We start from the raw sequence: 25,020 nt of genomic DNA on the forward strand, positions 1-25,020 counted from the left end.
AGGCGATCGCTGATGGTTGATTTTACCAAAAATTTGGCTTGATGTTGTTCGTGGTATAGATCCCCTAATTCTTTAAGAAGTCGGGGATCTAGAAAACAATTACCTGTACCTGGAAGTGAGAGGATTGGAAATAGGAAATTTTTTCTGTTTTTTTCTCCTGCAAATGAGAGAATTTAAACCTTTAATAAAATAATTATCAATTATCAATTATCAATTATCAATTGACCAACATAGCTTTTCACAACTCTACCAGCACCCCGTAATTGTTTATAGTACGACTGACTAACTTTATCACCTTGTTCCGAAAGTTGATCAATACCTATACCGTTGCGTCCTTGTTCTTTTCCTGAACTGTGAATATAATAACCATCACCTAAATATAAACCTACATGAGTTGCTTTTTGCGGAGTTCCAAAAAAGATTAAATCCCCTGGTTCGATATCATGAATATTAATTGGTTGGGTAAAAGCTTCTTGTTGATAAGCATCTCTTGGCAAACACACACCCACAGATACAAAAGCAGCTTGCATTAAACCAGAACAATCATAATTTGGTCCTACTGTTCCACCCCACAAATAATAATTAGTTTGCTGCATTGCTTGTTGGGTAAATTCAATTACCTCTGGTAGTAGTTTTTTGATTTCCGATTCAGTAAAAAATGCAGGTTCGTAGGGTGTGGTAGCAGGTTGTAATAAGGACAAATCATTAACAGCAACCCACCCTGGATAATCATCTTCACATAAACAAACTTGAATTGCTGTATCTTGATGATTTGATGTGATGCGTAAATTGCGTCCAGCAGCAGCTTGAGTTGCTAAACTGACGCATTCAGGAGCATCATATAAATTGAGGTCAGCTAGACATTGATATTCGTTGGTTGGGGAATGGGGAATTAGTAAATTTAAATTTAAAGACATATTTTTGTCAGAATCAGGATTTACAGGATTTAAGGATTTACAGGATGATATAGTTAATTTTTGTCAGAATCAGGATGTCCAGGATTTAAGGATTTGCAAGATTATATCATGGTTGGTAAAAAAAGAGTCTCCTATTTGTAGATTAGAGTAATTCAATCAACCCAAAATTACGATAATTTCAGCGAATTTATCGTAAGCATCCCAATTTTGAAGAAATAAACGCAGTCACATCAAAAACCCTCTGAAACTCTCTTTCCTTTGTGTACTTTGCGTCCTTTGCGGTTCAGTAAAATTAAGCTTGGGATAATTTTATATTTTTAGTAACAATCAACTTACACATTGGGTATGCTCCCAATTTATGTAATTGGCCATTCAGGAATAATCTGATCAATTTCTGTCATAATCTTTAATGTTTCTGTTAAAGCAACTACTATTTTTTGATAATGCAGAATATCATCAAAGGATAAACTTCTATTTGCTTTTTTGCGGTCTTTTAACCATTTATCTAAAACTTGATATCCGCCAATTTTGAATTGCCATATTTCTGGGGTTATTCCTTGAAAATATCGGGTTTTATTGATGTAAACTCTTTGCTGTTGTGGTTTATAGGTGACTTCTGTAACGCTGTTTTCTCCTTCTCCTTGATATTGGGTAATTAAATGATTGAGTTTTGCTGATTCCATTAAATGTAATTGGACTAATTCTTCACCTTTGATGGCTAGATTTTTCCATAGTTTTTCATTGGATGTGAGGGGTAAATGGGGAAAGTCTATTTTCAAAAATCCTGCATATCTTTGACGATAGGTAGGACTATGAAAAATGGCGTATATATAATAAAATATGGTTTCTGGTGCGGGGATATATCCTAATTTTTCTTGGATAGCGTTGAGGAATTTTTGTGATAGGTTGGGTGTGCGTTCTATAAATAATGTTCCTTGGGCGTTTTCCGTGTCTGGGTAAAGGTAAAGGGGGAAAATACAAGATTGAGTTGTAGACTCTCCACATTTTGTTTCAGTCATAAACCGAGAACAATAAAAGTGATCGCAGTCTTGAGATTTATTGCTTCTAGCAGAAATAATTGCCAGATTATCTGATAACATATTCCGCATGACTTCCAACCGAGGCATACAAATAAAACCTCGTGTTTGTCCTGTATAATAAGTGTATCTTGTGTCAAACGGACGATATAAAATAGGAACAATATTATTATCTTCAATACCATTTTTCTTTAAATCATTTTGAGCTAGTGCAACTTGCCAATCTCGCGCATCTTTTCCTAAATCATATTTTTCCCTTGCTGCTTCTACAGGAAGTGAAACAAAGTCTTTGACTGTTTCTTTTACTTCTTGTTTAGACCATTTGATAGTTAGTGAATCTCGCGCTGTGACTATTCCTACAGAATTTACAGGCATTATATCTGTAATTTTCCAACCTTGGTTATATTCGGTTAATAAATCTTGATTTTGAGGGGTGAAAAGATAAAATGGTGAGTTAGAAAAAAATTCTTGCCACTCAATGGTAGTAAAATCATTTTCATCAAGAAAACTATATTTATCTTCCCTTGAACCCCAAAGATCAATATGATAAAACTTGGTCATAATTTGTTTGAGATTAGAGGATTTTACTCAGTTTTCCATTCTGTTTCTGGAATGTCAGCGTTGATCATAATATTGCGTAATGTACCAACAGGTAAATTACACCCCTTATGATAGGGTACAATAGTTTGCAGTTGGCGCTCTAAATTTCGCCACTTGCGATGACTACCTTTCTGTGAAACTAATTCAAACCCGTAATTTTTTAAGATAGTTTCAACTTCATCTGCATTCATTCTGCGGATACGAGTCATGTTACTAAAACCTCTCGCATGACTGATCCTGGTTGTAATGTAATTGTGTCAGGTTCTAGATAAAGTGCGATCGCTTCACGAATATTTTCTAAAGCTTCTGCTTCTGTTTCACCTGCGGAAACACAACCTGGTAATTCTGGACACCAAACCGCCCAATCTCCGGTTTCAGGATCGGGTTCTAAAATAACACGCCATTTCATATTTTTTCCTCCTGGGGATATTTAATCATAAAACAAATAGCGACTCCCTGCTGAATATCAAATACATTTTTATCTGGTAAACCATCGGGAGTGACTTCTTTTTTCTTACTATTACCATGTAAATCCATTATATATATTTCATCAAAGGTTTTTGCTAAACTTTGTCGCATTCCTCGAAATGTGGGATTATCTAAATAACCATGATTGGTAATAAATGCTAAAATTCCTGAACCTGTTTTTTCTATGCGCCATTGTCCAAATCTGATAAATTTCACATAATCATCTTGTAACCATTTGGGGTTGCGTTCTTTTAATGGTAATCCATCTACATAATAATAGTCTTTGACTAATCCTGATATCCATTCACTTTTATTAGCAGAATGTCCAGAATAGGGAGGATTTCCTAATACTATCATCACGGGAAAATCTCGTTTGATAGCTGCGGCTTCATTGGCTTCTTGGGCGACATATTGCCCAAATAAAATTTCTGATTTTTTCACCGCTTCATCTAGGGTATTGGTTAAATAAATTCCTAATCGTTGTTTACTGGTAAATTGATAGCCATAATTTTGTAATTGTAAGCCAATTTTTAAATGAGCGATCGCATAGGGAGCTATTAACAATTCAAACCCATATAACCGATTAAATAAATGTTCTTTAACATAATCATTCCATACACTTGCTAAACCCATTGATGCTAAATTTTGGTAAATTTGATTGATAACTGCATACAAAAAAGTTCCCGTACCAGTTGCCGGATCAAGAATTTGTACTCTCGGTTGTTTGGTACTTTCATCTTCGCTATAATCAGCTAAACCTAATGGTAAATTAAAACGAGTTTTGAGAATTAAATCTACTGAACGCACCATAAAATTCACCACAGGTTCAGGTGTGTAATAAACACCGCGACTTTTTCGCATAGCTGCATCATAAGCAGCAAGAAATGTTTCATAAAAATGAACTACAGGATCTTGTTGTCTGGTATTTTTACCAAAATTATCTAAAATATTGATCATATTTACTTGGGCTAAAAGTTGTACTAAATCATCAACTGCCCAATTTATTTGAGAAATAGCATCGGTATCAACTACAGTATTAAATAACCGTTTTAAAAATGGGTTAGTATCGGGAATATATAAACCTGCGGTACGTCGTTCAAAAGGGTATGTTTGGGGATTTTGGGCATGACTTACCCTAGCTGTAAATAAACCATAAGCGACGGTTTGGGCATACATATCAGCAAAGGTAGATTCATCTAAATCAGGTAATAATATTTCTTGAAATCCCTTTTTTAGTTGATGCAATTCTTGATTTTTTGTTTCCATTTTTAATGTTTCTGTGACTGCATAACGGATGGCTTTAGTTAACCTTGCCATTTGTTTAGCTAAGTCTTCTGGGTGATTAATAATTTCCCCTTGATAGTTGAGAAACCCTTGAATCAATTGCTCAGTTTTTTCAATATCTAGTAGTTGAATTTTCTGATGTAACTGTGCTGCTAAAATAGTTTTTAACCGCATTTTACCGTCAACATACCAGCGAAATTCCAGGTAATTTGTTAAGATTAAATTTGCCCCAATATGGGATTCTCGATATCGTTCTAATTGTTCTGTTTTTTCAATTTTTTCTAAATCTACACCTACATCTTTTGCTTCTACATAACCTATTAATAAATCTCGTTTTCTAATCGTAAAATCAGGAATACCTGCTTTATTACCTTTTTCTTCTATGGTGGCTTCAATTTGTGCTGATGGTTGATCAAGTAAGTATTTTAAAGCAGGGTAATGGGTGCGTTCACTACCACGGTGTAAGTTTTTTTGTAGGGATTGTAAATAATTTTCAACTTCAATTATAAAATTCATGGCTTTGATTTTTATAGATAGATAATTGATGGTTTTTAGCGAAAAAAAGGGCAAAGGTAAGCTTGTAACCTTTACCCAGAATTTAGACTTTAGTTTTTCACCTCTGTTAACCAACTTTCTAAATCAGCTAAACTGGTAAAATCTAACAATGCTTCGCTCAAATCTTCAAGTACAGATAACGGTAAATCAGAAATTTCTGCGCGTCTTTCTGCTGATAATTCTCCAAAACGCTTAGTCAAAAGTCGGATCACTAAATTAACTGTTGCTTCTTCTACACCTTCTTCTCTTCCTTCTTCTTTTATGTCTCGATACAGTCTTGTTTCTTTGAGGGTTATTCCTAACATAGCTTCAGCCTCGCTGCGGGTTAAGTTTTCAAATTTGTACGAGATGATCGTGGTGATCATTTCTATTATGACTTGATTTGATGGTGTTGGTATTTCTTGTTGAGTTCTTGTTAACAAATACCTTGCTGCTGCTGGTGCTTCACCTTCTTTTAGGGTTGTCAGTACCATCAATCCTACCCATACAGGTAATTGCTGAATATCTCCCAATTCATCTAAATATATACGATGAACTTGTTCACCATTCAATAGTGTACGATGAGGGTAAATATCGCTTTGTTCTGTGTTACGAGATGGGTAAATTATTACTGCTTGCCAATCACTAAATCTATCACGGTTACGATAGAAATATAATGCAGATTCGGCAAATACTCTTTCATAGAGTTTTTCATCTTTTTGAAACTGCACTTCACAGAAATAAACAACTCCTGGATCTTCGTTTTCCGGTGGTAAAAATACACCATCAATCTCAAATTTCGGTTCTTTGACTGCTACAGAATCAAATCTATAATCATCTGCATTTGCAGGTGGATTTTCCAAAAGCTGAAATAACAGCGATGGATATTGTTGAAAGAGTTTATAAAAAATGGAATCACGCCGCATGAATTATAATTTGTTGCACATAATATTATTATACAATTAATGTTATAATAAATAGAGAAATTAACATTTTGATATTTTCAAGGAATTATTCGCAAATGGTTTTCTTCAATCAAAACGAACAACTAGAAAATCTCGGTAATGAAATCTTAGAAGCTACTTTTTCTAATTTTCCTAATTTAAACCGGGATCAAATTGCTTTAACTTGGGTTGTTTATGATCCTCCTATCCCTGTAAATACTGGTGGTGCTTTGACTCCTGACGCTTTTTGGGGTCATGGTGTGAGAGGTTTTAATTATCGTGGTGGAGAACGTATTTATCCTGCAAGTGTTGTCAAATTATTTTATTTAGTTGCGGTTCATGAATGGTTAGAAAAAGGCATGACTAACACTTCTAAGGAATTAGAACGGGCGTTAAGTGATATGATTATTGAATCCAGCAATGATGCTACGAGTTTAATAGTTGATATTCTCAGCGGTACGACTTCTGGACCAGAATTACCTATAGGACCTTTTGAAACTTGGAAATATCAACGCCAAATTATTAACCGTTATTATCAATCCTTGGGTTGGGAAGAAATGACAAATATTAATGTTTGTCAAAAAACTTGGGGTGATGGTCCTTTTGGGAGGGAAAGGGCGTTTTATGGGGAAATGTTTGAAAATAGAAATATGTTAACAACTAATGCCACTGCCAGGTTATTACATAGTATTGTGGGAGGTGTGGCGGTTTCCAGTGGGCGATCGCAACAAATGATGTCTTTACTCAAACGCAGTCTTAACCCTGATGACTTACCCCAAGATGTGGAAGAAGACCAAGTTACAGGCTTTTTAGGCGGTGGTTTACCCCAAAATAGTCAAATCTGGTCAAAAGCCGGTTGGACAAGTTCTGTCCGCCATGATGCGGCTTATATTGAATTACCAGATCAGCGTCCTTATTTGTTAGTAGTATTTACAGAAGGGAAAGCACAAGCTAAAAGTCGGGAAATTTTACCTTTTGTTTCAGGAAAAATTGCCGAAGCTGTGAGCAATTTATAAACATGAAATACATGGTGCGTTAAATGTTCTTAACGCACTCTACTATATGAGTGATATTATCAGATGTTGTGTGTGGAAATATCGCTCTTAAATTTAATTTAAAATTTAATCCGCCGATAAATTTCTTTCATGGGAAGTTCTATATTTAAACTGTGCAGAAAAACTGACTGATCAATATGATCATAAGCTTTCAATTGCCAAAGATGGTTATTTTCTTCTTCCTGTTTATAATACTGCTCAATATAAGCTTCAGCTTGACTAACTAGCATATATTCACAAAAACTAGGAAGAGAACGATATTTTCTGAATTTATTCCCTCTATCATAACCTTCTGTTGAAGGTGAAAGAACTTCAATAATTAGGAGAGGATTGAGAATTTCATCCGTGCGATTATTATTAAACTCTGGTTCACCATTAATCACCAGCACATCTGCATAAGTTCCATGATTAAAATTAGGAATCCAAACCCGCAAATCACCACCATAAAAACGGAAATCAGTATCCCTTAGTAAAAATCCCAAATAAATTAAAATATTACTAGCGATCGCACTATGAATTTCTGAACCTCCAGGCATAACAATAATCTCCCCATCGCTGTATTCGTGGCGTTCTTCGGCGGTTTCCTCCATCTCTCTATACTCATCTGGAGTAAAGTGAGTTTTTGTGATCTCTGGGGTAATAATCGGCGGGTTGGTATTAGCAATAACCATCATCTCACCTCCTGAATAATTAGAACTGAAACCATTATAACTTACAGCAATAATCAGCATTTTAGTCCCTGTGTATATCTACACAAGGTTCTCCTTGACAATGATTAACTTCCACAGAAACATGACCAAGAGACGGAATATCTTTGAGGAGATTTTTATAATATTCCGGTGTTTGCGGATAATGGGTAACTAAAGAAATTGTAGCAGCTAAATGATGCTGACCCACATACCAAATATGCAAATCTGTAACCCTATTATCAGCATTTTCTTCTATAGCATTAACAATAGCTAACTTGATTTGTTTATCACCTGATCCATCTAATAAAATTAAACCCGTGTCACTTATCAAACCATAGGACCATTTAGCAATTACCGCAGCACCAACAAATCCCATTGCTGCATCCATCCACACCCAACCCAAAAATTTACCAGCAAATAAAGCAATAATCGCAAACACAGAAGTTAGTGCATCTGCCAAAACATGAATATAAGCTGCACGCAAGTTATGATCTTGATGTTCATGATGTTCATGATGTTCATGATGATGGTGATCATGATGTTCATGATGATGATCATCTGCATGATCATGGTGATGATGATCTTGCAATAAAAAAGCACTAGCTATATTCACAACCAAACCAATAATAGCCACACCAATTGCTTCATTAAAGTGAATATTTTGCGGTTCAAACAAGCGCCCCAGTGATTCCATTCCCATCACAAAAGCGATAACTGCAAGTGCTACAGCACTAGCGAAACCACCCAAAACACTAACTTTTCCTGTACCAAAAGTATACTTGGGATTATTGGCATTATTTCGTGCATATTGATAAGCAAAAATTGTAATTCCAAAAGCTGCAACATGGGTGGCCATGTGCCAACCATCAGCAAGCAAAGCCATCGAACCAAAAAACGTTCCTGCGGCAATTTCCGCAACCATTGTTAATGCAGTGAATAGCATCACAATTTTAGTATTTTTTTCTGCCTGATTTTGATCTACAGAAAAATCGTGAGAATGCTGCCATTGTTCAAGGGTATGAATATGCACGGATTTTTTACACTCCTTGTAATAATAGGGAACAGGGAACAGGGAACAGGGAACAGGAAGAGGCAAAAATTACATTTTCATTTCTCCTGCCTTCTGCCTCCTGACTCCTGAATTCTTCTATTTCGAGTTTAAAAATCCCTCGCAAATTCTGTCAAGAACTTCAAGGCTTTCAAAATATAACTCGCGCAATCTCTGGGTGAAGTGTTGTAAAATTGAGGCCATGCTAAACCTTTATCTTCATCATAGCGATCGCCCCGTTCAGGATTTTTTTCTAACCACGCTAACCGTACTGCGTGACCAATTAACACATCTAACACGATATAATCTTGAATTTGTAAATTAGGGTTATTTGCAGCTATAGCTCCTAACTCCATCAACGCTTCCACATTCACTTGGCGATATTCTGGCGCTTCAATTTTATTGAGTAAATGTTCAATTCTCAAGGCAAAATTTCTTTCACCCGCAGTCATTTCCGAAATCATCACCTCACTTTCTAAACGATTCCGTCTTTCTAATTTATCGCCAATCACCAAACCTTTACAATGGTGCATTAACAACCAAACTTGTTTAAAAAAGTCCTTGGGAACTCGATTTATTGCCCCTTCCGCTTGACGAAATCTCCGCCAATTTTCTGGAGTCACGGCAATTTCTTCTTCACTAATTACAGGTTGCACTACCCAAGCAATATCACTTTCTTTTTGCTTGATATGCAGTGATTCTTGTTGACGTAATAAACCACTCACCCCACTATAACTTGTTAAAACTTTTTCCAAACGCAGTTTCACTTCATAAGGTGAAAGCTGCATCAGGTGATCATAAGCTTCGTCTTGGGTAACACCTAATTCTTGCGCTAATTCGCTAGTAATTAACAGAATTAAATAACCAACCCTCAGTGTTAAAAGTCCTTTAAATAAATCAGGATCTGATTTAATTAACACCCCTAAATAAATGAGAATTTCTTGAGTTAAAACCCTGTCTCTGATATCTTCCCGACAGAAATTATTAATTTTCTCGGCAATTTCATGATGTGATTTTGGTACAATTATTAACGAAGCTTCACTATAAGCCCTACCTACAGCAATTTGTTTACCTCTTACCAAAATACTTGTCACCGCATCCGATAAACCAATATCCACCATTTGCCGTAAACCAGCAGCACGACGCACCACCGCCCACAAACCTAAATAACCTGCTTTAGTGTAAACTTCATCCAATAAATCACCCACTGTCACACTATAACCATCTTCACCATAACCAGTATCAAAATCCAAACCCTTTAACCGATTTAAAGTTTGCAGTAATTCAATTTGTTCATAGATATTTTCTGAGGAACGTAAATAACTTAGTAACAAATCTAAGTTAGTTTCGCATTCCATTTGAAATTCTTGAGTATGTCCCAAGCGCCAATTTTTCTCAGGCTGAGAAACCAAGTAATAACAACGTAATCTCGCATTTTTAACTGGAGGACAGAATAATTCTATATCTGTAATAAAATCAATTCTTTGAATTGCCGCAGTCAACATTAATTGATTTAATTTTCCTAACTTTACTGTCACACCACCGCAAACACCATTTTTCAGTTCTTGGATTAATGCTAATAATGCATCTGAACCTGTTTCTAGCATCGTGCGAGTAATCATCAATGTCAAAATAGGACGACCTAAATCACTCCAATATTTTTGGATATAAGCCAATTCTCCCCGAATTTGATCCAGCAGAAAATGATAATCTAGCGTTAAATAAAACTGCTGTGCATCTAAGAAAGCAGGTAAAAATACAACAGTTTGATTTTGAATTTTAAATATTCTGGAAGTTGTCAAACTCCGCAACCTTCGCACCGGACGACCTGTTAAACCTAATTGATCATTGCGCCCAATTTGCGTATAAATTTCTGATAATTCCCCAGCTTGTCTCACTTGAATAGGTTCTACTTGGTTGGGTGTTTGACTTTCAATGCCATATACTTCTAATTGTGCTTGTACTTCTTCATTTTCTGCCAATAAAGCAATTTGTATCATTGCTTCCCGTTTTTTACCCACGCACAAATGTCTACCCAAGGGGTCAATATCACCTACTGCGATTAAACCTTCACTCAACATTTGCCCCAGAAAATATAAACTTTGCGCCCAAACCAAGGGGATATTTTCATTAGGTAATCTTGTTTGTGAATGGGGATTTAATTTTTCGGCTTCTATATTTTCCTCTGGTACATAATACAATTCTGGTAATAACTGAAAACCATCTCTTTCTACCAGTAATGCTGCTAACAATTCTTGATATTTTTGCACTTGTTCCTGGTCTTGACGAAAAATACCATCAAGCACTAAATAAGTGAAAAATAGCGGCCATTCACATTCAATATCCTCAAATTGTTTCAGTTCCCAAGGTTCATAATGTAACCGATGAGTATCTTCTAAAACTGTTTGATGTCCATCTCTGAGAAAGCGTTTACAGCCATATTTACCAGCTAATTTATTAATAATTTCCTTATATGTGCGTTCCCTCAATTGTGCATCTTCAACAGCAAAAGCAGGATAACTAATAATACTCAATAATGCAGCATCAACTTCTTTAGATGCAGACTCTCTTGGTAATAAAGATTCTAAAGTAATTCTCGCTCTAGAAATTTCATCTGGTAAAACATGAATTACTGATGCTTGACTACCATGCACACCAAATAAATTCAGTCCATTGATAGCTTCTAGTGCAGCTTTTGCCATTCCTAGAGAACTAGCGTTTAATTCTGCCTTACCATGATTAATTTTATTACCTCGCTCCCAAATCCCATAATCTGGTGTGCGGTAAGCTCTACCAATGTAATAAACTAAATTTTGGACAAAGTTAACTTCATCCAAGGTAAAAATAATTGATAAACCTGCTGCTGTCATTTCTGCTAACATCAGCAAATATATAGATGTGGCATCTAGTTGTAAATGTCCCCATTCATCATCACCAACAACAATATCACCAGTAGCAGTGTTGTATTTGGCGTGCAGTCCATCTAACAAAGATTGGGTATGTTTAAATTTTTCAACTTTATGCGCCTGTCGCATCATAGCGAAGAGCAAACCACGCATTAATTTAACAACACTATATTCAAGTTCGTAAGTACGTCCTTGATCATTATCTATTTTTCGGTATGCTAGGGCTAAACCCCAAACTGCCAAAATGCTATAAACATTGTCTCGCACCCACGCATCAGTATAATCACCATGAGCGGTAATTGCGGTACTCGCAGGTAACAAACCCGTGATAGGATTTTGACGAGCGAGAATAATGGTTTTGATTTGTTGGTAGTAGTAATCTAAGCGAGTTGGCAATTCTGTGGGTGTTTTCATAGTTTGTCAGTAAAGTTATAAATCAATTATACTCTGTAACTGTGACGTAAACTTATCTTTTCAAGCAATAAATTAACTGGGAAATCATGAGGAAATTACAGATCATAACCAGTTGTTATTTATATATGATTTATATATGATTTATATATTATTGTATGGGTAACTAAATTGTGCTTTCAGTAAGTATATCTAATAATTTCCAATGACAAAATTATTTGCCACATTGTTCAAATCTTCATGATATTTCCAGCTATTTTTCTGAAATTTAAGCTTTTCTTTGTTATTATAAAGAAAAGAGAAAAAACACTCACTCAAGGCAATCGAAACCACAACCAACTTCAAAAACATCTTTCTATTATATACATCAACTGCCTTGAAGACCAGAAAAATTTGTAACAGACAAGAGAGGATATGTTATGTGTTTACGTTACAATGAAAACCACGCTCCTTTGCTCAAAGTAGTTTACTCCCAAGTAAAAGTTAATGGCAAAACTGAATTAGTACCCTTAGAACTATATGCTGATGGTTCGCTTAAACGCGGTAAGTCTTGAGTTAAAATCAAACAAGAGTATTCCAGTACCGATGATCGTATATTGCCCCAAGGTTATTTTTCCCAAGTGAATTAATTAATTTATGGATATAGAGTCTGTTTTTTCCAAGTGCTAACCCCCCTGACATTTTCCGTTTGGGGGGTTTAAATTTGTTTGGGGGTGTAGGGGAGAATAATAACCCACCAATTACCAATTACCAATTACCAATTACCAATTACCAATTACCAATCACCAATCACCAATTACCAATGACAAATTTACAGTTCCTAATGGATGCTGAAAACGATATCATATAAGGCATCACTTCAGACATCACAGACTGAACGCGCCATGAAAGTAGAAACTATTCGCACGACGTTAACGATCCCGAAAGAATTGTTAGAAGCGACTGATAAAGCTGTGTTAGAGGGGAAAGCCAAAAGTAGGAATGAGTTTGTGGTGCAAGCTTTGAAGCGGGAACTAGCAGCACAAAGACGAGCCGAAATAGATGCCGCTTTAGCGGAAATGACGAGAGATCCAGATTATCAAGCGGAAGTTTTAAGAATGGAGGCGGAATTTGCTACGGCTCAATGGGAGGCGTTGCAGCTAGGGGAATCTCCACGATGAGAAGGGGTGAAGTGTACGATGCGCGTCTAGAAATGACTGAAGGTTCAGAACAAGGAGGAACTCGCCCCGTAATTATTGTCAGTCGTGACGTAATTAATTTATCTAGCCCAGTTGTTTTGGCAGTACCTTGCACGACTTATCAAACCGGCAAGCGGGTTTACCCCACTCAAGTTTTAATTTTAGCACCAGATGGCGGACTCAGAAAAGACTCGATCGCAATGGCAGATCAGGTGCGGGTATTATCTAAAACGCGCTTTTTGCGATTACGAGGTGTACTTTCTGACGCAGTAATGGCACATCTAGCACAGGCTTTATTAATCGCTTTGGATCTACCAGGGGAAGTAGATATAGCAGGTGACAGGTGACAGGTGACAGGTGACAGCAAGAAGGGAATAGGGAAGAAGATTTTAGATTGGAATTGACAAAAACAATCCAAAATCCAAAATCCAAAATCCAAAATAAAAAAGTCCAGTCTCCTGTTGTCATAAAATATGTGGAGACACGAATTTAATCATGTCCCCACATAAAGCTTTGTATGTGTTTGTATGGGCTGTAAAATCAGCGCCGTTTGGCAGTGCTGCGTTTAAGTTCACGGGTTTCGTCTTCTCGACGACGGCGATCGCGCCAATCTGCCAAGGTTAAATAAACTACACCACCTGTAACTCCTACTAGCAGCACTAGGGCAACTATAGCCAAAATACTCAGTAATGGACTTTCCACGATGCCTCTAGAGTCCGTTGCGTCCCCAGACTACCATAGAAATCGACCAAGTGAACACAACCAAAAGTGATACCCAACCTAGTGTCAAAATCATAGTTCTACTTTTCAAATAATTGCAAAAGGTTTCTAATGTTTATCATACCGGGAAAAGGCGGTAGATTGTTCATTGGTGTTTACAGAAGGCTGGCCAGGTTTATGGAACTCATGCAAGAAAGGTTAGAATCTGTCAAAGCAGGTGTCATTGGTAGTTTATCCGTTGGTTCTGCTTTCTTAGTCACGACAGTTGTTAATGGGTTGTTGCTAAAGCAGTATTTTCCTATACTGAATATTAATCAAGGTTCGTCAATTGATTTACAAATAATTAATTTACAAATTTCACAAATATCACAAATAATTAATTCACAAATTAATTTACAATTTATACTTAGTGCTGTAATTGCAGGTTTTTCCGGTTTTCTATTTGGTGTCACCTATCGCTATATCATCAGAGTAGATAAAAATAGTCACCTCAAATCTGGTGCGGTATTTGCTTTTGGTTTAGTACGCGGATTAACTCAAATAGAATTTGGTTGGAGTTTTAATAATGCAATTTTGCCTTTTTTAATTTTAGCCGCAGAGAGTATTTTCTGGTTTGCCTTAGCAGTTACTTTTCTCGATCTTGCTATTTCTCTAACTTGGTTAAAACCATTTATAGGAAATAGGGAATAGTTAAATAATTTCTTCCCAATCACCAATCAACAATCACCAATCAAATTAATTATTTTACATCTGTCACCCGCCAACTTAATTTGAGGTTAACCCAGAAATTCCAAATTGTTGCTACTGCGATCGCAATCAAGTTAGCAATATACTGATTACGAATCAAGAAATTATAAACAATATTCAAAACCAAAACATTAATTACCAATCCTGCTAAACAAACCACATTAAATTTGAAAAACCTCTTAATGCGTTGTTTCCATCCTTTTTGCTGCATGGAAACATCTGCAAATGTCCAAGCATCATTCCACAAAAAATTATTGAAAATGGCAACTTCGCCGGCAATAATTTTACTGCGAGTTAAAGGTAAAGCCAAAGTAGAAGCATCACTGAGTAAATAAAGCACTGCCATATCTACAAACACCCCACTCAAACCCACTAAACCAAAGCGGATAAATTTGCCAATGGGGAAATCTATTCTGCGACTAATTTTACCTAACCTGCCAGTAGATACCCGTAAACGAATTAAATGTTGAATATACTCTATATACTGCTTCCACGTTACCTTGCTTTCTCCTTCTGTGCGTTCGCGGAAGACATAACCAACTTCAGCAATTTCTCTAACGTTACCTCTACCAATCACCTCTAAAAGAATTTTATACCCCACAGGATTCATAGTAGCACCAGCGATCGCACTCCGACGCACCATAAAATAACCACTCATCGGATCAGTAACTCTGCCTAAAACACCTGGTAAAATAATCAACCCTAAAACCTGCGCCCCACGAGATAAAAACCGCCGCACCACACTCCAACTACTGACACCACCACCGTCTACATGACGACTAGCTAAAGCTAAATCTGCACCTGCTTCTATCTTCTCCAACAATTGTAATAATACTTCTGGGGGGTGTTGTAAATCACCATCAATCACACCCAAAACGCGACCTGTAGCAGCTTGCCAACCTCGAATCACCGCCGAAGAAAGTCCTCGTTCTTCTTGTCTTCGCATCACCCGTAATTGCGGATAATCAGGTATCAAAGATTGCGCTACTTGCCAAGTCAAATCCTGGCTATCATCATCAACTACAATTAATTCATAATTATTAGGTATCGCTGCATCTAGTAAACCAGTGAGGATATTAACAATATTCTCGATATTATCACGCTCTTTGTAAGTAGGAATTACCAGAGATAGGAGAATATCATTGTTTCTAGCTACAACATCACTAGGTGGAGATTCTGCAATCTGTAATGGACCAGTGGGAACGTTTAATAGGGCATTAGAGGCATCGAAGTCCATAAATTAAAATTTCAAATATTTTATTCTAAAAAATTAATTATGTTATTTATTTTATTGGCAAAAACTATAGGAATCCGGGTTGATATCTGAAATTATTTATTTAGGTAGACAAAAGGTACTCATGCACAATAAAATAGAGGTTTGGAGGATGTTTAAAAAGTCTAACTTGGGTGATGAGAAATTACATCTACACTGCCAAAGTTGCCTATACAGGTTTGAAACCCCAATTTTTCCTTAGTCCACTTTCCTTAGTCCACTGGTGAATTTTGTTTGTGTGGTAGCGATTTATATTCGCCTAGAGCGTAGCGTGGCGTTAGCCATCAACTTTTTAGAAAACCTCTTAAAAACGAATTTAACATATATTTAACATATAGCCAAAGCATTAAAATAGTAAGTTGGCTTTTAATTCATTCATACATTAATAAAATTTTTACTAGCTGTGACTAATATAACATTAGATACGATTCTTGAGCGTTCCTTACTTGGGTTTAATATATCACCATCTGAAGCAGTAGTTTTATTAAAACAAACTGACCCGGAAACTGTAAATATTATTCGGGAAACAGCAGACAAACTGCGACAAAAACAAGCTGGTGAGACTGTAACTTACGTAATCAACCGTAATATTAATTTTACTAACATTTGTGAACAACATTGTAGTTTTTGTGCATTCCGCCGAGATGATGGTGATACGGATGCTTACTGGTTAGATTGGGCGCAGATTTTGGAAAAATCTACAGATGCTGTAAGTAGAGGAGCGACAGAAATCTGTATGCAAGGGGGATTAAACCCACAAGCGCAAATTAACGGTAAATCCTTACCTTATTACATTAAATTGGTAGAAACCATTAAACAAGAGTTTCCCCAGCTACATTTACACGCCTTTTCGCCCCAGGAAATACAGTTTATTGCTAGAGTTGACGAAATTTCCTACACTGAGGTAATTGAAGCTTTGCGGGATGCGGGTTTGGGTTCGATGCCAGGAACAGCAGCCGAGGTGTTAGATAATGAAGTGAGAAAAGTATTATGTCCTGAAAAGATTGATACTGAGACTTGGTTAGAAATTGTCAGTACAGCACACAAATTAGGTGTACCAACTACGAGTACCATGTTATCGGGGCATATTGAAACACCGGAACAGCAAATAGGACATTTAGAAAAATTGCGATCGCTGCAACAAACAGCCTTAGAAAAAGGATACCCAGCCAAAATTACAGAATTTATTATCTTACCCTTTGTGGGTCAAGAAGCACCTAAATCCTTACGTCGTCGAGTAGGAAGAGATCAACCAGTATTAGCAGATGCGCTGTTACTAACTGCGGTAGCGCGGATATTCTTAGGAAACTGCATACCTAACCATCAACCGAGTTGGGTAAAATTAGGGTTAGCTGGTGCAACAGAAGCCTTAACTTGGGGTTGTAATGATATTGGCGGTACTTTGATGGAAGAACACATTACCACAATGGCCGGGGCTATCGGTGGTACGTGCATGGAAGTAGAAACCCTGCAAAATGCGATCGCCTCCCTCAACAGACCTTACCAGCAAAGAAATACTTTGTATGAGGTGATGGGTAATAGGTAATGGGTAATGGGTAATGGGTAATGGGTAATAGAGTTATAGAGTTATTAACCTCCACTATTCCCTATTCCCTATTCCCTATTCCCTATTCCCTATTCCCTGTTCCCTGATACGATGGACTGTGATTTACGTATTTAATTAATGGATATGAAGCATTATTGGTCGCGTCTGCTGGCACTACTTTTAGTAGTCACCATCGGTTTAATGGGTTGTTCTGGCAGTCCAGACGGCTTAACCGGAGATTATCGTCAAGACACTTTGTCCGTAGTCAAAGTCTTAAAACAAGCCGTAGAAGTATCACCGGATGATCCTAATAAAGCAGCAATACAAGCAGAAGCACGTCAAAAAATCAATGACTTTTCTGCACGTTATCAAAGATCCAATGCCGTTTCTGGCTTGAGTTCCTTTACAACCATGCGAACCGCCCTGAACGCTTTAGCTGGACATTACAGTTCTTACCCTAACCGTCCCATACCTGAAAAGTTGAAAAATCGCCTAGAAAAAGAATTTGCTCGTGTTGAAGCAGTGGTTAACCGTGGTGGTTAATTATTAGGGAAAAGTTGATAATTTTCAAAGATTCTTAATAGCAGGCTTGGCCTGCTTTTTATCAATTGAAAATTGAAAATTGAAAATTGACAATTGTTTCATTAAAGGCTTCCGCCGTGAGCGTCAGTGGTCACTGAGATTGCGGTCACTTAGCTTGCCGAAGTGTCGAAGTGCCGAACGGTTTAAAACCTCCCTTTCAAGGGGAAAAATAAAAAATCCGCTTTTTTCAATCCTCTCCCTTCAAGGGAGAGGTAATTGTCAATTGTCAATTATTGAATCAAAGATTTCTCTAGATTCATGAATATTTCTCCTGACTCCTGACTCCTTAAATAAATTTTTCCTGTTGTCATATATTAATTAAGAAATTTAGCAAAAGATAGATCAATTAAGGTTAATTAAGCAATATGTACAAACTTCCTTTCAACTTTTCCACACCAAGATTATTGCGTCGCAGTCTGTTTGCTGTTTTGTTTAGCAGTAGTATGTTAATTCCTAACTTTAGCACTCAGCCAGCAGCAGCGCAGGTAATGGAGTTTTGTCAACTATCACCAAAAGCAGTGAAAGAGAAAGAAGAACTACGTTTATCAGCCCTTAAAGGCAATAGAGACGCACAAAGTCGTTATCAAAAAATCCTCAAAGAACACGCAGAAGAATTACAAAATTGTCGCCGTCAAAATTGGCCACAAACTCAAGCTATCTGGTTACGTTTGTATCCCTGTGACTCTCAGCCAGGAGCAATTGATCAGATAATGGATCATATAGTCAATAGTGGCTATAACCAAGTTTATTTAGAAGCATTTTATGATGGTCAGGTATTGTTACCAGCAGCAACTAATCCCACAGTTTGGCCTGCTGTAGTTCGTACTCCGGGAAAAGAAAAAGTTGATTTATTAGCAGAAGGAATTAAAAAAGGACAAGCAAGAGGTTTAAAAGTTTATGCTTGGATGTTTACAATTAATTTTGGCTATACTTATGGTCAAATTGAGAATAGAAAAGATGCGATCGCCCGTAATGGAAAAGGTCAAAATAGTATAGAAGTTGTAGATAACCGTTCCCAAGTATTTGTAGACCCCTACAACACCCAAGCAAAAACCGATTATTATCGCATGGTACAAGAAATAATGCGTCGTCGTCCTGATGGCTTATTATTAGACTATGTACGCTATCCCCGACAAGCAGGAAGTGATTCCATAGCTACAAAAGTATCTGATTTATGGTTATTTACTCCCGCAACTCAAGAAGCTTTATTGCGTCGTGCCAAAAATAATAAAGGACTAGAATTAATTCGCAGGTTTTTAAGTAAAGGATACATCACAGCAGGAGATATAGGAGAAGTTGATCAACTTTATCCCCAAGAAGATGAACCAATGTGGGAAGGTCGTATTCCTCCAGTTGCAGACAAATCATTACTCACAGCAAACGATAAACAACCAATTTTGCAATCAGATTTATGGCTTTTGGCAGTTGCTCACGCCATGCAAGGTATATTAGATTTTGTTGCCTTAGCTAGTTATCCAGCTACACAAAATAATATTCCTGCTGGGGTGGTATTTTTCCCAGAAGGTAATCAAACTGTAGGTAAAGGATATGATTCCCGTTTGCAACCTTGGGATAAATTTCCTAATACTTTAGAATGGCATCCTATGTCTTATGCCACTTGTGGAAATGCTAATTGTATCATGGATCAAGTGCAACGAGTTTTAAGTATGGCGCAACCAGGTACAAAAGTCATTCCCGCTTTAGCTGGTAAATGGGGAGAACCAATAACTGGCCGTCCACCTTTAGAACAACAAATAGCAGCTTTAAGGAGATTTGCACCACAAATAAATGCAGTTAGTCATTTTGCCTATTCTTGGCAACATCCAGAACTTGATGGACAGCGGAAATTTTGTAAATCTCAGTGATATTGCGTCTATTTGAATATAAATTAATCATAGGTTGGGTTAAATTTAATATATCCCAACTAATAAATTTTTTGTAGCAACCTACAGTGATAAGTTTTTTTTATACAAAAATCGTTAATATTTGGTTGAAATATAATTTTTTATATTTATAATCAGTATTATTCCCATGCGAAAAACTATACAGGTTCAAATAATGCCAAATAATGACAAAATAGGCACTAAATACCAAATTATCAAAAAAATTGGTGGAGGCGGGACAGCCACAGTTTTTCTGGCCAAAGATATAAATACAGGTATTCAATACGCTATTAAGACTTATCAAGAATTATGAGATTAATTTACTAAATTTGATATTCGTCCAAAAAATCTTTTGCTGTCCTAATTTCAATTCCTTGATATTCTACCAAAACAAGCAAATCTTGATCACCTGTAATAATCATATCAGCTTCAGCAGCAATAGCAGTAGCTAAAATAATATTATCATCTACATCTCTAAGTTCAGGAACATTTAATTCCTCAATAGAATAAACAATCACTGACTCTCGAATCAGATTAATAATTGTAGCAACTGTTAAATTTAATGCCTGTAATTTTGATGCAATTTTTCTTTTATTAAATGTACATTCTAATTCATCTAACAATTCTGGAGACATAGCAATTGTTAGTTTGTTTTGTTCACGGAGAAGTAAAATCTGATCAGGAAGACCACCCCAAATAATCGCAGATACCCAAATATTCGTATCTAAAACTACCTTCATTATTGATTATTTCCCCTGCGAACTTCTCGCACAACTTCACAAATTTCTTCTGTTGTCAAAGGATGAGGATCATTTACTGCTTCTCTTCTCTTCCTTAATTCCTGCCAATCTATTTTAGGAGCTTTTTTAAAGAAAATACCATCTTCTGTGATGCTAACTGCATATTTTTCACCATTAACAAATTGTTCTCTAATTTCTGGAGGAAGTTCTAAATTTCCTTCTGGTGTGAAAGTAATAGTAATTGTTTTTTCCATAGTTACCTCATTACAGCAGTAGTCAGGAGTCAGGAGTAAAAGTGAGGTTAATTGAACTGACTTTATTTTACAGGACTCACAGAAAATCTCTCTAGTGCGTAATTCCTAATTTAGATGATTTGAAAATTTAGGGGTAATCTCCCTCCGGTTGCTTTCATTCACAGAAAACAATCACAGGGAAATTACCCCTAATTCGACAGTCGTTAATATAGCTGTGACAATAAAAAGTTTCTTATACTGTCACCTGTCACCTGTCACCTGTCACCTCATTACTCAGCAGTAGCCAATTCTGTGCTACCTTTTGTCCGCTTCCGTGTCAAGGTATTATAAACCATGATCCCGATCGCCTTGATCAAATTACCTTCTAACTCTTGGAACATCTTCATGTTCACACCAAAAGCATCGTTAGCTTCTTCGACAATGCGATCGCCTGTAGCATCATCAATGGGCATTTCATCCAAATTTTGCCGATATTTAGCTTTAAATCCCTTCTCATCGCTAATATCTGCAAATTCATAAAAAGCTGTACCTTCACCTTCTCCCAGGTTCATCGCAGTTACAGCAATGTTTTTGAGAATTTGTCCTCCAGACAAGTCACCCAAATAACGAGTATACGAATGTGCAACCAACAATTCGGGTGCTGTAGCGGAAATTTCCCGAATGCGGTTTACATAAGTCTCACCAGCAGAGGATAATTTGATCTGCTCCCGCCAGTTATAACCATAGTAGTAAGCTAAATCTTGCTCTAAAGAATGCTTGCGGTTTAGTTCAGGAAAATAAATTTTACCCACAACGGGGTGATTTTTGTGCTTTTCCATCTCCTCTTCCATTGCTGAGTAGATGAAATAAAAGTTAGCAACCAGTTTCCGGTATGAATTTTTTTCTACCACTCCTTTTAAAAAGCACTTGACAAAACCAACGTTTTCTGCCATTGTATGCGCTTTTTTTGTACCTACTCGTAACTTGGAGGCTAAATTACTGCTCATGCTAAATTTCTCTACTTTAAAAAGTCAACTTTTGGGATTTTTCACAAATGGCGAAAAAATGCCACTAAAACGTTACATTAGAACTATTTGATGAGAATTTATATTAAAATTCATTAAGTTACACAAATCAGGTATTGTTTGATACTTTAGATTAGAATTTAGCTACTAAATATAAGGCTAGTTGCTAGATTCTACTAACAATGAAGGTTTTTTAGAGTCAACAATTAATAAGCACCTGTAATGTTACTTAACATAAAATCGTTAAAGTTCATAGTCATTCAGAAAAAGATTACAGGTGTACTGTTTGTTAATAATTCCTCAGAATTGTTGAACAGGGGTTAAAGTGTTATTCTCCAAAATGTTTAATGGTGTGGAGTGTTGAAAAATATGGTTTCTTCTATAACTCGGACTCAAAGCAGTATATCTGATGGTTATGTGGCTAGTCTTGAAAGTAATTTTGTTCCTAGTTTGCTATCCTTGCCAAAAACGCCGTTATTCGGTACAGATGGCATTCGGGGAAAAGTGGGAGAATTGTTGAATGCTCCTTTGGCTTTACAGGTGGGTTTTTGGGCGGGTATTGTTTTACGTGATCATGCTGCAAATAATGGTTTAGCAAAAAATGGACCAATAATTTTAGGTCAAGACTCTAGAAATTCTAGTGATATGCTGGCGATGGCGTTAAGTGCAGGTTTAACAGCAGCAGGGTTAGAAGTTTGGTATTTGGGTTTATGTCCTACTCCTTGCGTTGCTTATCTTACCAGCATCACAGAAGCTATTGGGGGTGTGATGATATCTGCCAGCCATAACCCACCAGAGGATAATGGAATTAAAATCTTTGGGGCAAATGGTACAAAGCTGTCAAAAGAATTACAAGGGGAAATTGAGGCAGGTTTGCGGGGTAAAATTGCCACAAATACCAGTGTCAATAACTGTGGAAGGCATTATTCACGGACAGAATTAATAGGAGATTACGGACAGGCACTGCAACAACCATTACATCCACAAGTAAATCTGCAAGGGATGAAAATTGTCTTAGATGTGGCTTGGGGTGCGGCTGTGGGGTTAGCACCGACCGTATTTACCCAGATGGGCGCGGATGTAATTTGTTTACATAACCAAGCGGATGGCGATCGCATTAACGTTAACTGCGGTTCTACCCATTTAGATATTTTAGCGGACGCGGTGAAAGAGTATAAAGCCGATATGGGGTTTGCCTTTGATGGCGATGCAGATCGAGTATTAGCTGTGGATAACACTGGTAGACAAGTTAACGGTGATTACATTCTTTACCTTTGGGGTCGTCATTTGCAAGAGCAACAAAAATTACCAGATAACTTGATTATTTCCACCGTCATGGCTAACCTGGGATTTGAGAAAGCTTGGGAAAAACAGGGTGGTAAATTAATTCGGACCGCAGTCGGGGATCAGTATGTACAAGCAGAAATGTTAAAAACTGGGGGAATGTTAGGGGGAGAACAATCAGGACATATCCTCTGTCGTCATTATGGCATGACTGGAGATGGTTTATTAACAGGATTACATTTAGCCGCAGTGGTGAAAGCAGCAGGAGTTTCCTTAGCAGAAATGGTAGATCAAAGTTTTCAAACCTATCCGCAACTATTACAAAACGTGAGAGTAGAAGACAGAGAAAAACGCTTAGGTTGGGAAAAATGCGAACCAGTACAGAGAGCGATCGCCAAAGCCGAAGCCGCAATGGGCGATAATGGACGCATATTAGTCCGTGCATCTGGCACAGAACCAGTGATTAGAGTTATGGTAGAAGCTGCGGATACGGAATTGGTAAATTATTGGACAAAGGAATTAGTTTCACAAGTACAGGAACATATAGCGTAAATAGGTGACAGGTGACAGGTGACAGGTGACAGTATAGCTGATGCTCATAGCACACCAGATAGATGCTATCAGGAGAAAGAAGAATAAAGAACTAATTTTTCTTCCCCCATACCCTACACCCTGTTCCCTTTCAATTGTCACCTGTCAACTGTCACCTAAACAGTTACAGCACTTTCCTTTGTAATGAGGTACACGATTGGCGGGCAAGATGCCCACCCCACAAGAGTTTCATAATTATGATTTGTACCTCATAATAATGAAATCTGCTGTATGTTCAAAACCAAGAAAAAAACCAAGTTGAATCAATTTTTGAGTTATTAAAAACAGCTTTATCCAATCCCCAAGAATGTCAACGACGGGGGTTAAATGCTAAAGAATATGCGTTAAATAATTTTAGCTGGGATGCGATCGCACAACAAGTAATTCAAGCATATCAAGAAATAATAGCAGGAGTCAGGAGTCAGGAGTCAGAATCAAGAATTAATGGGATTGATATCCTCAGAGTTAAGAAACTTAAAATTTTGTTGCAATCTGCGAAATGTCCATAGGATAATAATTGATTTATGTCATACTGTCACAGTGAAATAATTATCTTTTCTAATTACAGGGAATCTAGCATGGCTCTCCGTCTTGGTGATACAGTACCTAACTTTACACAAGCGTCTACACATGGCGACATCAACTTTTATGAATGGGCGGGTGATAGCTGGGTAGTATTATTTTCTCACCCTGCTGACTATACACCTGTTTGCACCACAGAATTAGGTACTGTTGCGAAATTAAAACCCGAATTTGACAAACGCAACGTTAAAGCGATCGCTCTCAGCGTTGATGATGTAGAATCTCATAACGGTTGGGTAGGTGATATCGAAGAAACCCAAAATACCACCCTCAACTACCCAATTTTGGCAGATGCAGACAAAAAGGTTTCTGACCTTTATGATATGATTCACCCTAACGCAGCTGCAAACATCACAGTGCGTTCTGTATTCATTATTGACCCTAACAAAAAATTACGTCTTTCTTTCACCTATCCCCCCAGCACTGGACGCAATTTTGATGAATTATTGCGGGTAATTGACTCTTTACAATTAACAGATAACTACAGTGTTGCTACACCAGCAGACTGGAAAGATGGTGAAGACTGTGTAATTGTTCCATCCTTGAAAGATCCCGAAGTTCTCAAAGAGAAATTCCCCAAAGGTTATCAAGAAATCAAACCTTATTTACGCATGACTCCCCAACCTAACAAATAATTTTCAGTAACATCAATATTTCTATGCGTAGGGTGGGTTACACAGTCGTTAACCCACCGTTTTTTATATATAATAAAAGAAGTTAGATCAGCAAATTAGGATTAAAGA

26 protein-coding genes and 1 pseudogene are annotated in these 25,020 nt (G+C 37.1%); 12 read left to right on the forward strand and 15 right to left on the reverse strand.

What is annotated here, in order from left to right; genetic code table 11:
* Positions 1-203: 203 nt before the first annotated feature.
* The 6 genes from K2F26_RS10400 to K2F26_RS10425 form a co-directional block, all read right to left on the reverse strand.
* Positions 204-917, reverse strand: a complete 714-nt coding sequence (locus K2F26_RS10400) for a C40 family peptidase (protein WP_220611394.1) — start codon at positions 915-917, stop codon at positions 204-206.
* A 356-nt stretch (positions 918-1,273) separates the two neighbouring features.
* Complete coding sequence (locus K2F26_RS10405) at positions 1,274-2,515, reverse strand: type ISP restriction/modification enzyme (RefSeq protein ID WP_220611395.1); 1,242 nt, start codon at positions 2,513-2,515, stop codon at positions 1,274-1,276.
* A 23-nt stretch (positions 2,516-2,538) separates the two neighbouring features.
* Complete coding sequence (locus K2F26_RS10410; RefSeq protein ID WP_220611396.1) at positions 2,539-2,763, reverse strand: type II toxin-antitoxin system HicA family toxin; 225 nt, start codon at positions 2,761-2,763, stop codon at positions 2,539-2,541.
* Positions 2,760-2,963 carry a type II toxin-antitoxin system HicB family antitoxin gene (locus tag K2F26_RS10415; RefSeq protein WP_220611397.1) on the reverse strand — a complete coding sequence of 68 codons (204 nt, stop codon included), beginning with the start codon at positions 2,961-2,963 and terminating at the stop codon, positions 2,760-2,762. Before K2F26_RS10415 ends, K2F26_RS10410 begins: the two co-directional genes overlap by 4 nt.
* Complete coding sequence (locus K2F26_RS10420; protein WP_220611398.1) at positions 2,960-4,822, reverse strand: N-6 DNA methylase; 1,863 nt, start codon at positions 4,820-4,822, stop codon at positions 2,960-2,962. Before K2F26_RS10420 ends, K2F26_RS10415 begins: the two co-directional genes overlap by 4 nt.
* Positions 4,823-4,911: 89 nt before the next feature.
* A complete protein-coding gene (locus K2F26_RS10425) occupies positions 4,912-5,766 on the reverse strand; it encodes an Rpn family recombination-promoting nuclease/putative transposase (RefSeq protein ID WP_220611399.1) in 855 nt (284 codons plus the stop codon).
* 95 nt (positions 5,767-5,861) lie between these two features.
* Between K2F26_RS10425 and K2F26_RS10430 the strand changes: the two genes are divergently transcribed.
* On the forward strand, positions 5,862-6,800 hold the full coding sequence (locus K2F26_RS10430; RefSeq protein ID WP_220611400.1) for a serine hydrolase: 939 nt from the start codon (positions 5,862-5,864) through the stop codon (positions 6,798-6,800).
* A gap of 98 nt (positions 6,801-6,898) precedes the next feature.
* On the opposite strand, the gene K2F26_RS10435 is transcribed toward K2F26_RS10430, so the two are convergent.
* From K2F26_RS10435 to K2F26_RS10445, 3 genes are all read right to left on the reverse strand, one after another.
* A complete protein-coding gene (locus tag K2F26_RS10435) occupies positions 6,899-7,510 on the reverse strand; it encodes a Uma2 family endonuclease (RefSeq protein ID WP_220611851.1) in 612 nt (203 codons plus the stop codon).
* A gap of 61 nt (positions 7,511-7,571) precedes the next feature.
* Positions 7,572-8,558, reverse strand: coding sequence for a CDF family Co(II)/Ni(II) efflux transporter DmeF (dmeF, locus tag K2F26_RS10440; RefSeq protein ID WP_220611401.1), 987 nt, complete (start codon positions 8,556-8,558; stop codon positions 7,572-7,574).
* A 128-nt stretch (positions 8,559-8,686) separates the two neighbouring features.
* Positions 8,687-11,896 carry a glycoside hydrolase family 15 protein gene (locus K2F26_RS10445; protein WP_220611402.1) on the reverse strand — a complete coding sequence of 1,070 codons (3,210 nt, stop codon included), beginning with the start codon at positions 11,894-11,896 and terminating at the stop codon, positions 8,687-8,689.
* A gap of 416 nt (positions 11,897-12,312) precedes the next feature.
* Between K2F26_RS10445 and K2F26_RS25150 the strand changes: the two genes are divergently transcribed.
* From K2F26_RS25150 to K2F26_RS10455, 3 genes are all read left to right on the forward strand, one after another.
* On the forward strand, positions 12,313-12,447 hold the full coding sequence (locus K2F26_RS25150; RefSeq protein ID WP_302850050.1) for a hypothetical protein: 135 nt from the start codon (positions 12,313-12,315) through the stop codon (positions 12,445-12,447).
* 330 nt (positions 12,448-12,777) lie between these two features.
* Complete coding sequence (locus K2F26_RS10450; protein WP_096570629.1) at positions 12,778-13,053, forward strand: ribbon-helix-helix domain-containing protein; 276 nt, start codon at positions 12,778-12,780, stop codon at positions 13,051-13,053.
* The gene (locus K2F26_RS10455; RefSeq protein WP_187039041.1) at positions 13,050-13,418 is read left to right on the forward strand and encodes a type II toxin-antitoxin system PemK/MazF family toxin; all 369 of its coding nucleotides are present in this window, start codon (positions 13,050-13,052) and stop codon (positions 13,416-13,418) included. Before K2F26_RS10450 ends, K2F26_RS10455 begins: the two co-directional genes overlap by 4 nt.
* 193 nt (positions 13,419-13,611) lie before the next feature.
* Here K2F26_RS10455 and K2F26_RS10460 read toward each other — a convergent pair whose 3' ends face one another.
* Both K2F26_RS10460 and petN read right to left on the reverse strand, forming a co-directional pair.
* A complete protein-coding gene (locus tag K2F26_RS10460) occupies positions 13,612-13,773 on the reverse strand; it encodes a hypothetical protein (RefSeq protein ID WP_096570625.1) in 162 nt (53 codons plus the stop codon).
* Positions 13,774-13,780: 7 nt separating this feature from the next.
* A complete protein-coding gene (gene petN / locus K2F26_RS10465; protein WP_013189847.1) occupies positions 13,781-13,867 on the reverse strand; it encodes a cytochrome b6-f complex subunit PetN in 87 nt (28 codons plus the stop codon).
* A 101-nt stretch (positions 13,868-13,968) separates the two neighbouring features.
* Here petN and K2F26_RS10470 point away from each other — a divergent pair, with 101 nt between their 5' ends.
* Positions 13,969-14,481 carry a hypothetical protein gene (locus K2F26_RS10470; RefSeq protein WP_194058950.1) on the forward strand — a complete coding sequence of 171 codons (513 nt, stop codon included), beginning with the start codon at positions 13,969-13,971 and terminating at the stop codon, positions 14,479-14,481.
* 49 nt (positions 14,482-14,530) lie between these two features.
* On the opposite strand, the gene K2F26_RS10475 is transcribed toward K2F26_RS10470, so the two are convergent.
* Positions 14,531-15,775, reverse strand: a complete 1,245-nt coding sequence (locus tag K2F26_RS10475) for a glycosyltransferase (protein ID WP_220611403.1) — start codon at positions 15,773-15,775, stop codon at positions 14,531-14,533.
* Positions 15,776-16,214: 439 nt separating this feature from the next.
* On the opposite strand from K2F26_RS10475, the gene cofH reads away from it, so the two are divergent.
* From cofH to K2F26_RS10495, 4 genes are all read left to right on the forward strand, one after another.
* Positions 16,215-17,357 (forward strand): 7,8-didemethyl-8-hydroxy-5-deazariboflavin synthase subunit CofH, encoded by a 1,143-nt coding sequence (gene cofH, locus K2F26_RS10480; protein ID WP_220611404.1) that lies wholly within the window; start codon positions 16,215-16,217, stop codon positions 17,355-17,357.
* Between the two features lie 144 nt (positions 17,358-17,501).
* Complete coding sequence (gene psb27 / locus K2F26_RS10485; protein ID WP_194058911.1) at positions 17,502-17,900, forward strand: photosystem II protein Psb27; 399 nt, start codon at positions 17,502-17,504, stop codon at positions 17,898-17,900.
* A 404-nt stretch (positions 17,901-18,304) separates the two neighbouring features.
* On the forward strand, positions 18,305-19,804 hold the full coding sequence (locus tag K2F26_RS10490; protein WP_220611405.1) for a family 10 glycosylhydrolase: 1,500 nt from the start codon (positions 18,305-18,307) through the stop codon (positions 19,802-19,804).
* Positions 19,805-19,997: 193 nt separating this feature from the next.
* Positions 19,998-20,135, forward strand: a complete 138-nt coding sequence (locus K2F26_RS10495; RefSeq protein WP_220611406.1) for a hypothetical protein — start codon at positions 19,998-20,000, stop codon at positions 20,133-20,135.
* A 10-nt stretch (positions 20,136-20,145) separates the two neighbouring features.
* Here K2F26_RS10495 and K2F26_RS10500 read toward each other — a convergent pair whose 3' ends face one another.
* The 3 genes from K2F26_RS10500 to K2F26_RS10510 form a co-directional block, all read right to left on the reverse strand.
* A complete protein-coding gene (locus K2F26_RS10500) occupies positions 20,146-20,562 on the reverse strand; it encodes a putative toxin-antitoxin system toxin component, PIN family (RefSeq protein WP_220611407.1) in 417 nt (138 codons plus the stop codon).
* Complete coding sequence (locus K2F26_RS10505) at positions 20,562-20,816, reverse strand: hypothetical protein (protein ID WP_220611408.1); 255 nt, start codon at positions 20,814-20,816, stop codon at positions 20,562-20,564. Before K2F26_RS10505 ends, K2F26_RS10500 begins: the two co-directional genes overlap by 1 nt.
* A 269-nt stretch (positions 20,817-21,085) precedes the next feature.
* A complete protein-coding gene (locus tag K2F26_RS10510; protein WP_220611409.1) occupies positions 21,086-21,802 on the reverse strand; it encodes a biliverdin-producing heme oxygenase in 717 nt (238 codons plus the stop codon).
* Positions 21,803-22,189: 387 nt separating this feature from the next.
* On the opposite strand from K2F26_RS10510, the gene glmM reads away from it, so the two are divergent.
* The 3 genes and pseudogenes from glmM (at position 22,190) to K2F26_RS10520 (ending at position 24,912) form a co-directional block, all read left to right on the forward strand.
* Positions 22,190-23,656, forward strand: coding sequence for a phosphoglucosamine mutase (gene glmM / locus K2F26_RS10515; RefSeq protein WP_220611410.1), 1,467 nt, complete (start codon positions 22,190-22,192; stop codon positions 23,654-23,656).
* 296 nt (positions 23,657-23,952) lie between these two features.
* Positions 23,953-24,105, forward strand: a pseudogene (locus tag K2F26_RS24715) (glycosyltransferase); the annotation flags it as partial.
* A 168-nt stretch (positions 24,106-24,273) separates the two neighbouring features.
* Positions 24,274-24,912, forward strand: a complete 639-nt coding sequence (locus K2F26_RS10520) for a peroxiredoxin (protein ID WP_220611411.1) — start codon at positions 24,274-24,276, stop codon at positions 24,910-24,912.
* Positions 24,913-25,020 lie beyond the last annotated feature (108 nt).

It is taken from the genome of Sphaerospermopsis torques-reginae ITEP-024, assembly GCF_019598945.1.
In the GTDB taxonomy this organism is placed as follows: Bacteria; Cyanobacteriota; Cyanobacteriia; order Cyanobacteriales; family Nostocaceae; genus Sphaerospermopsis.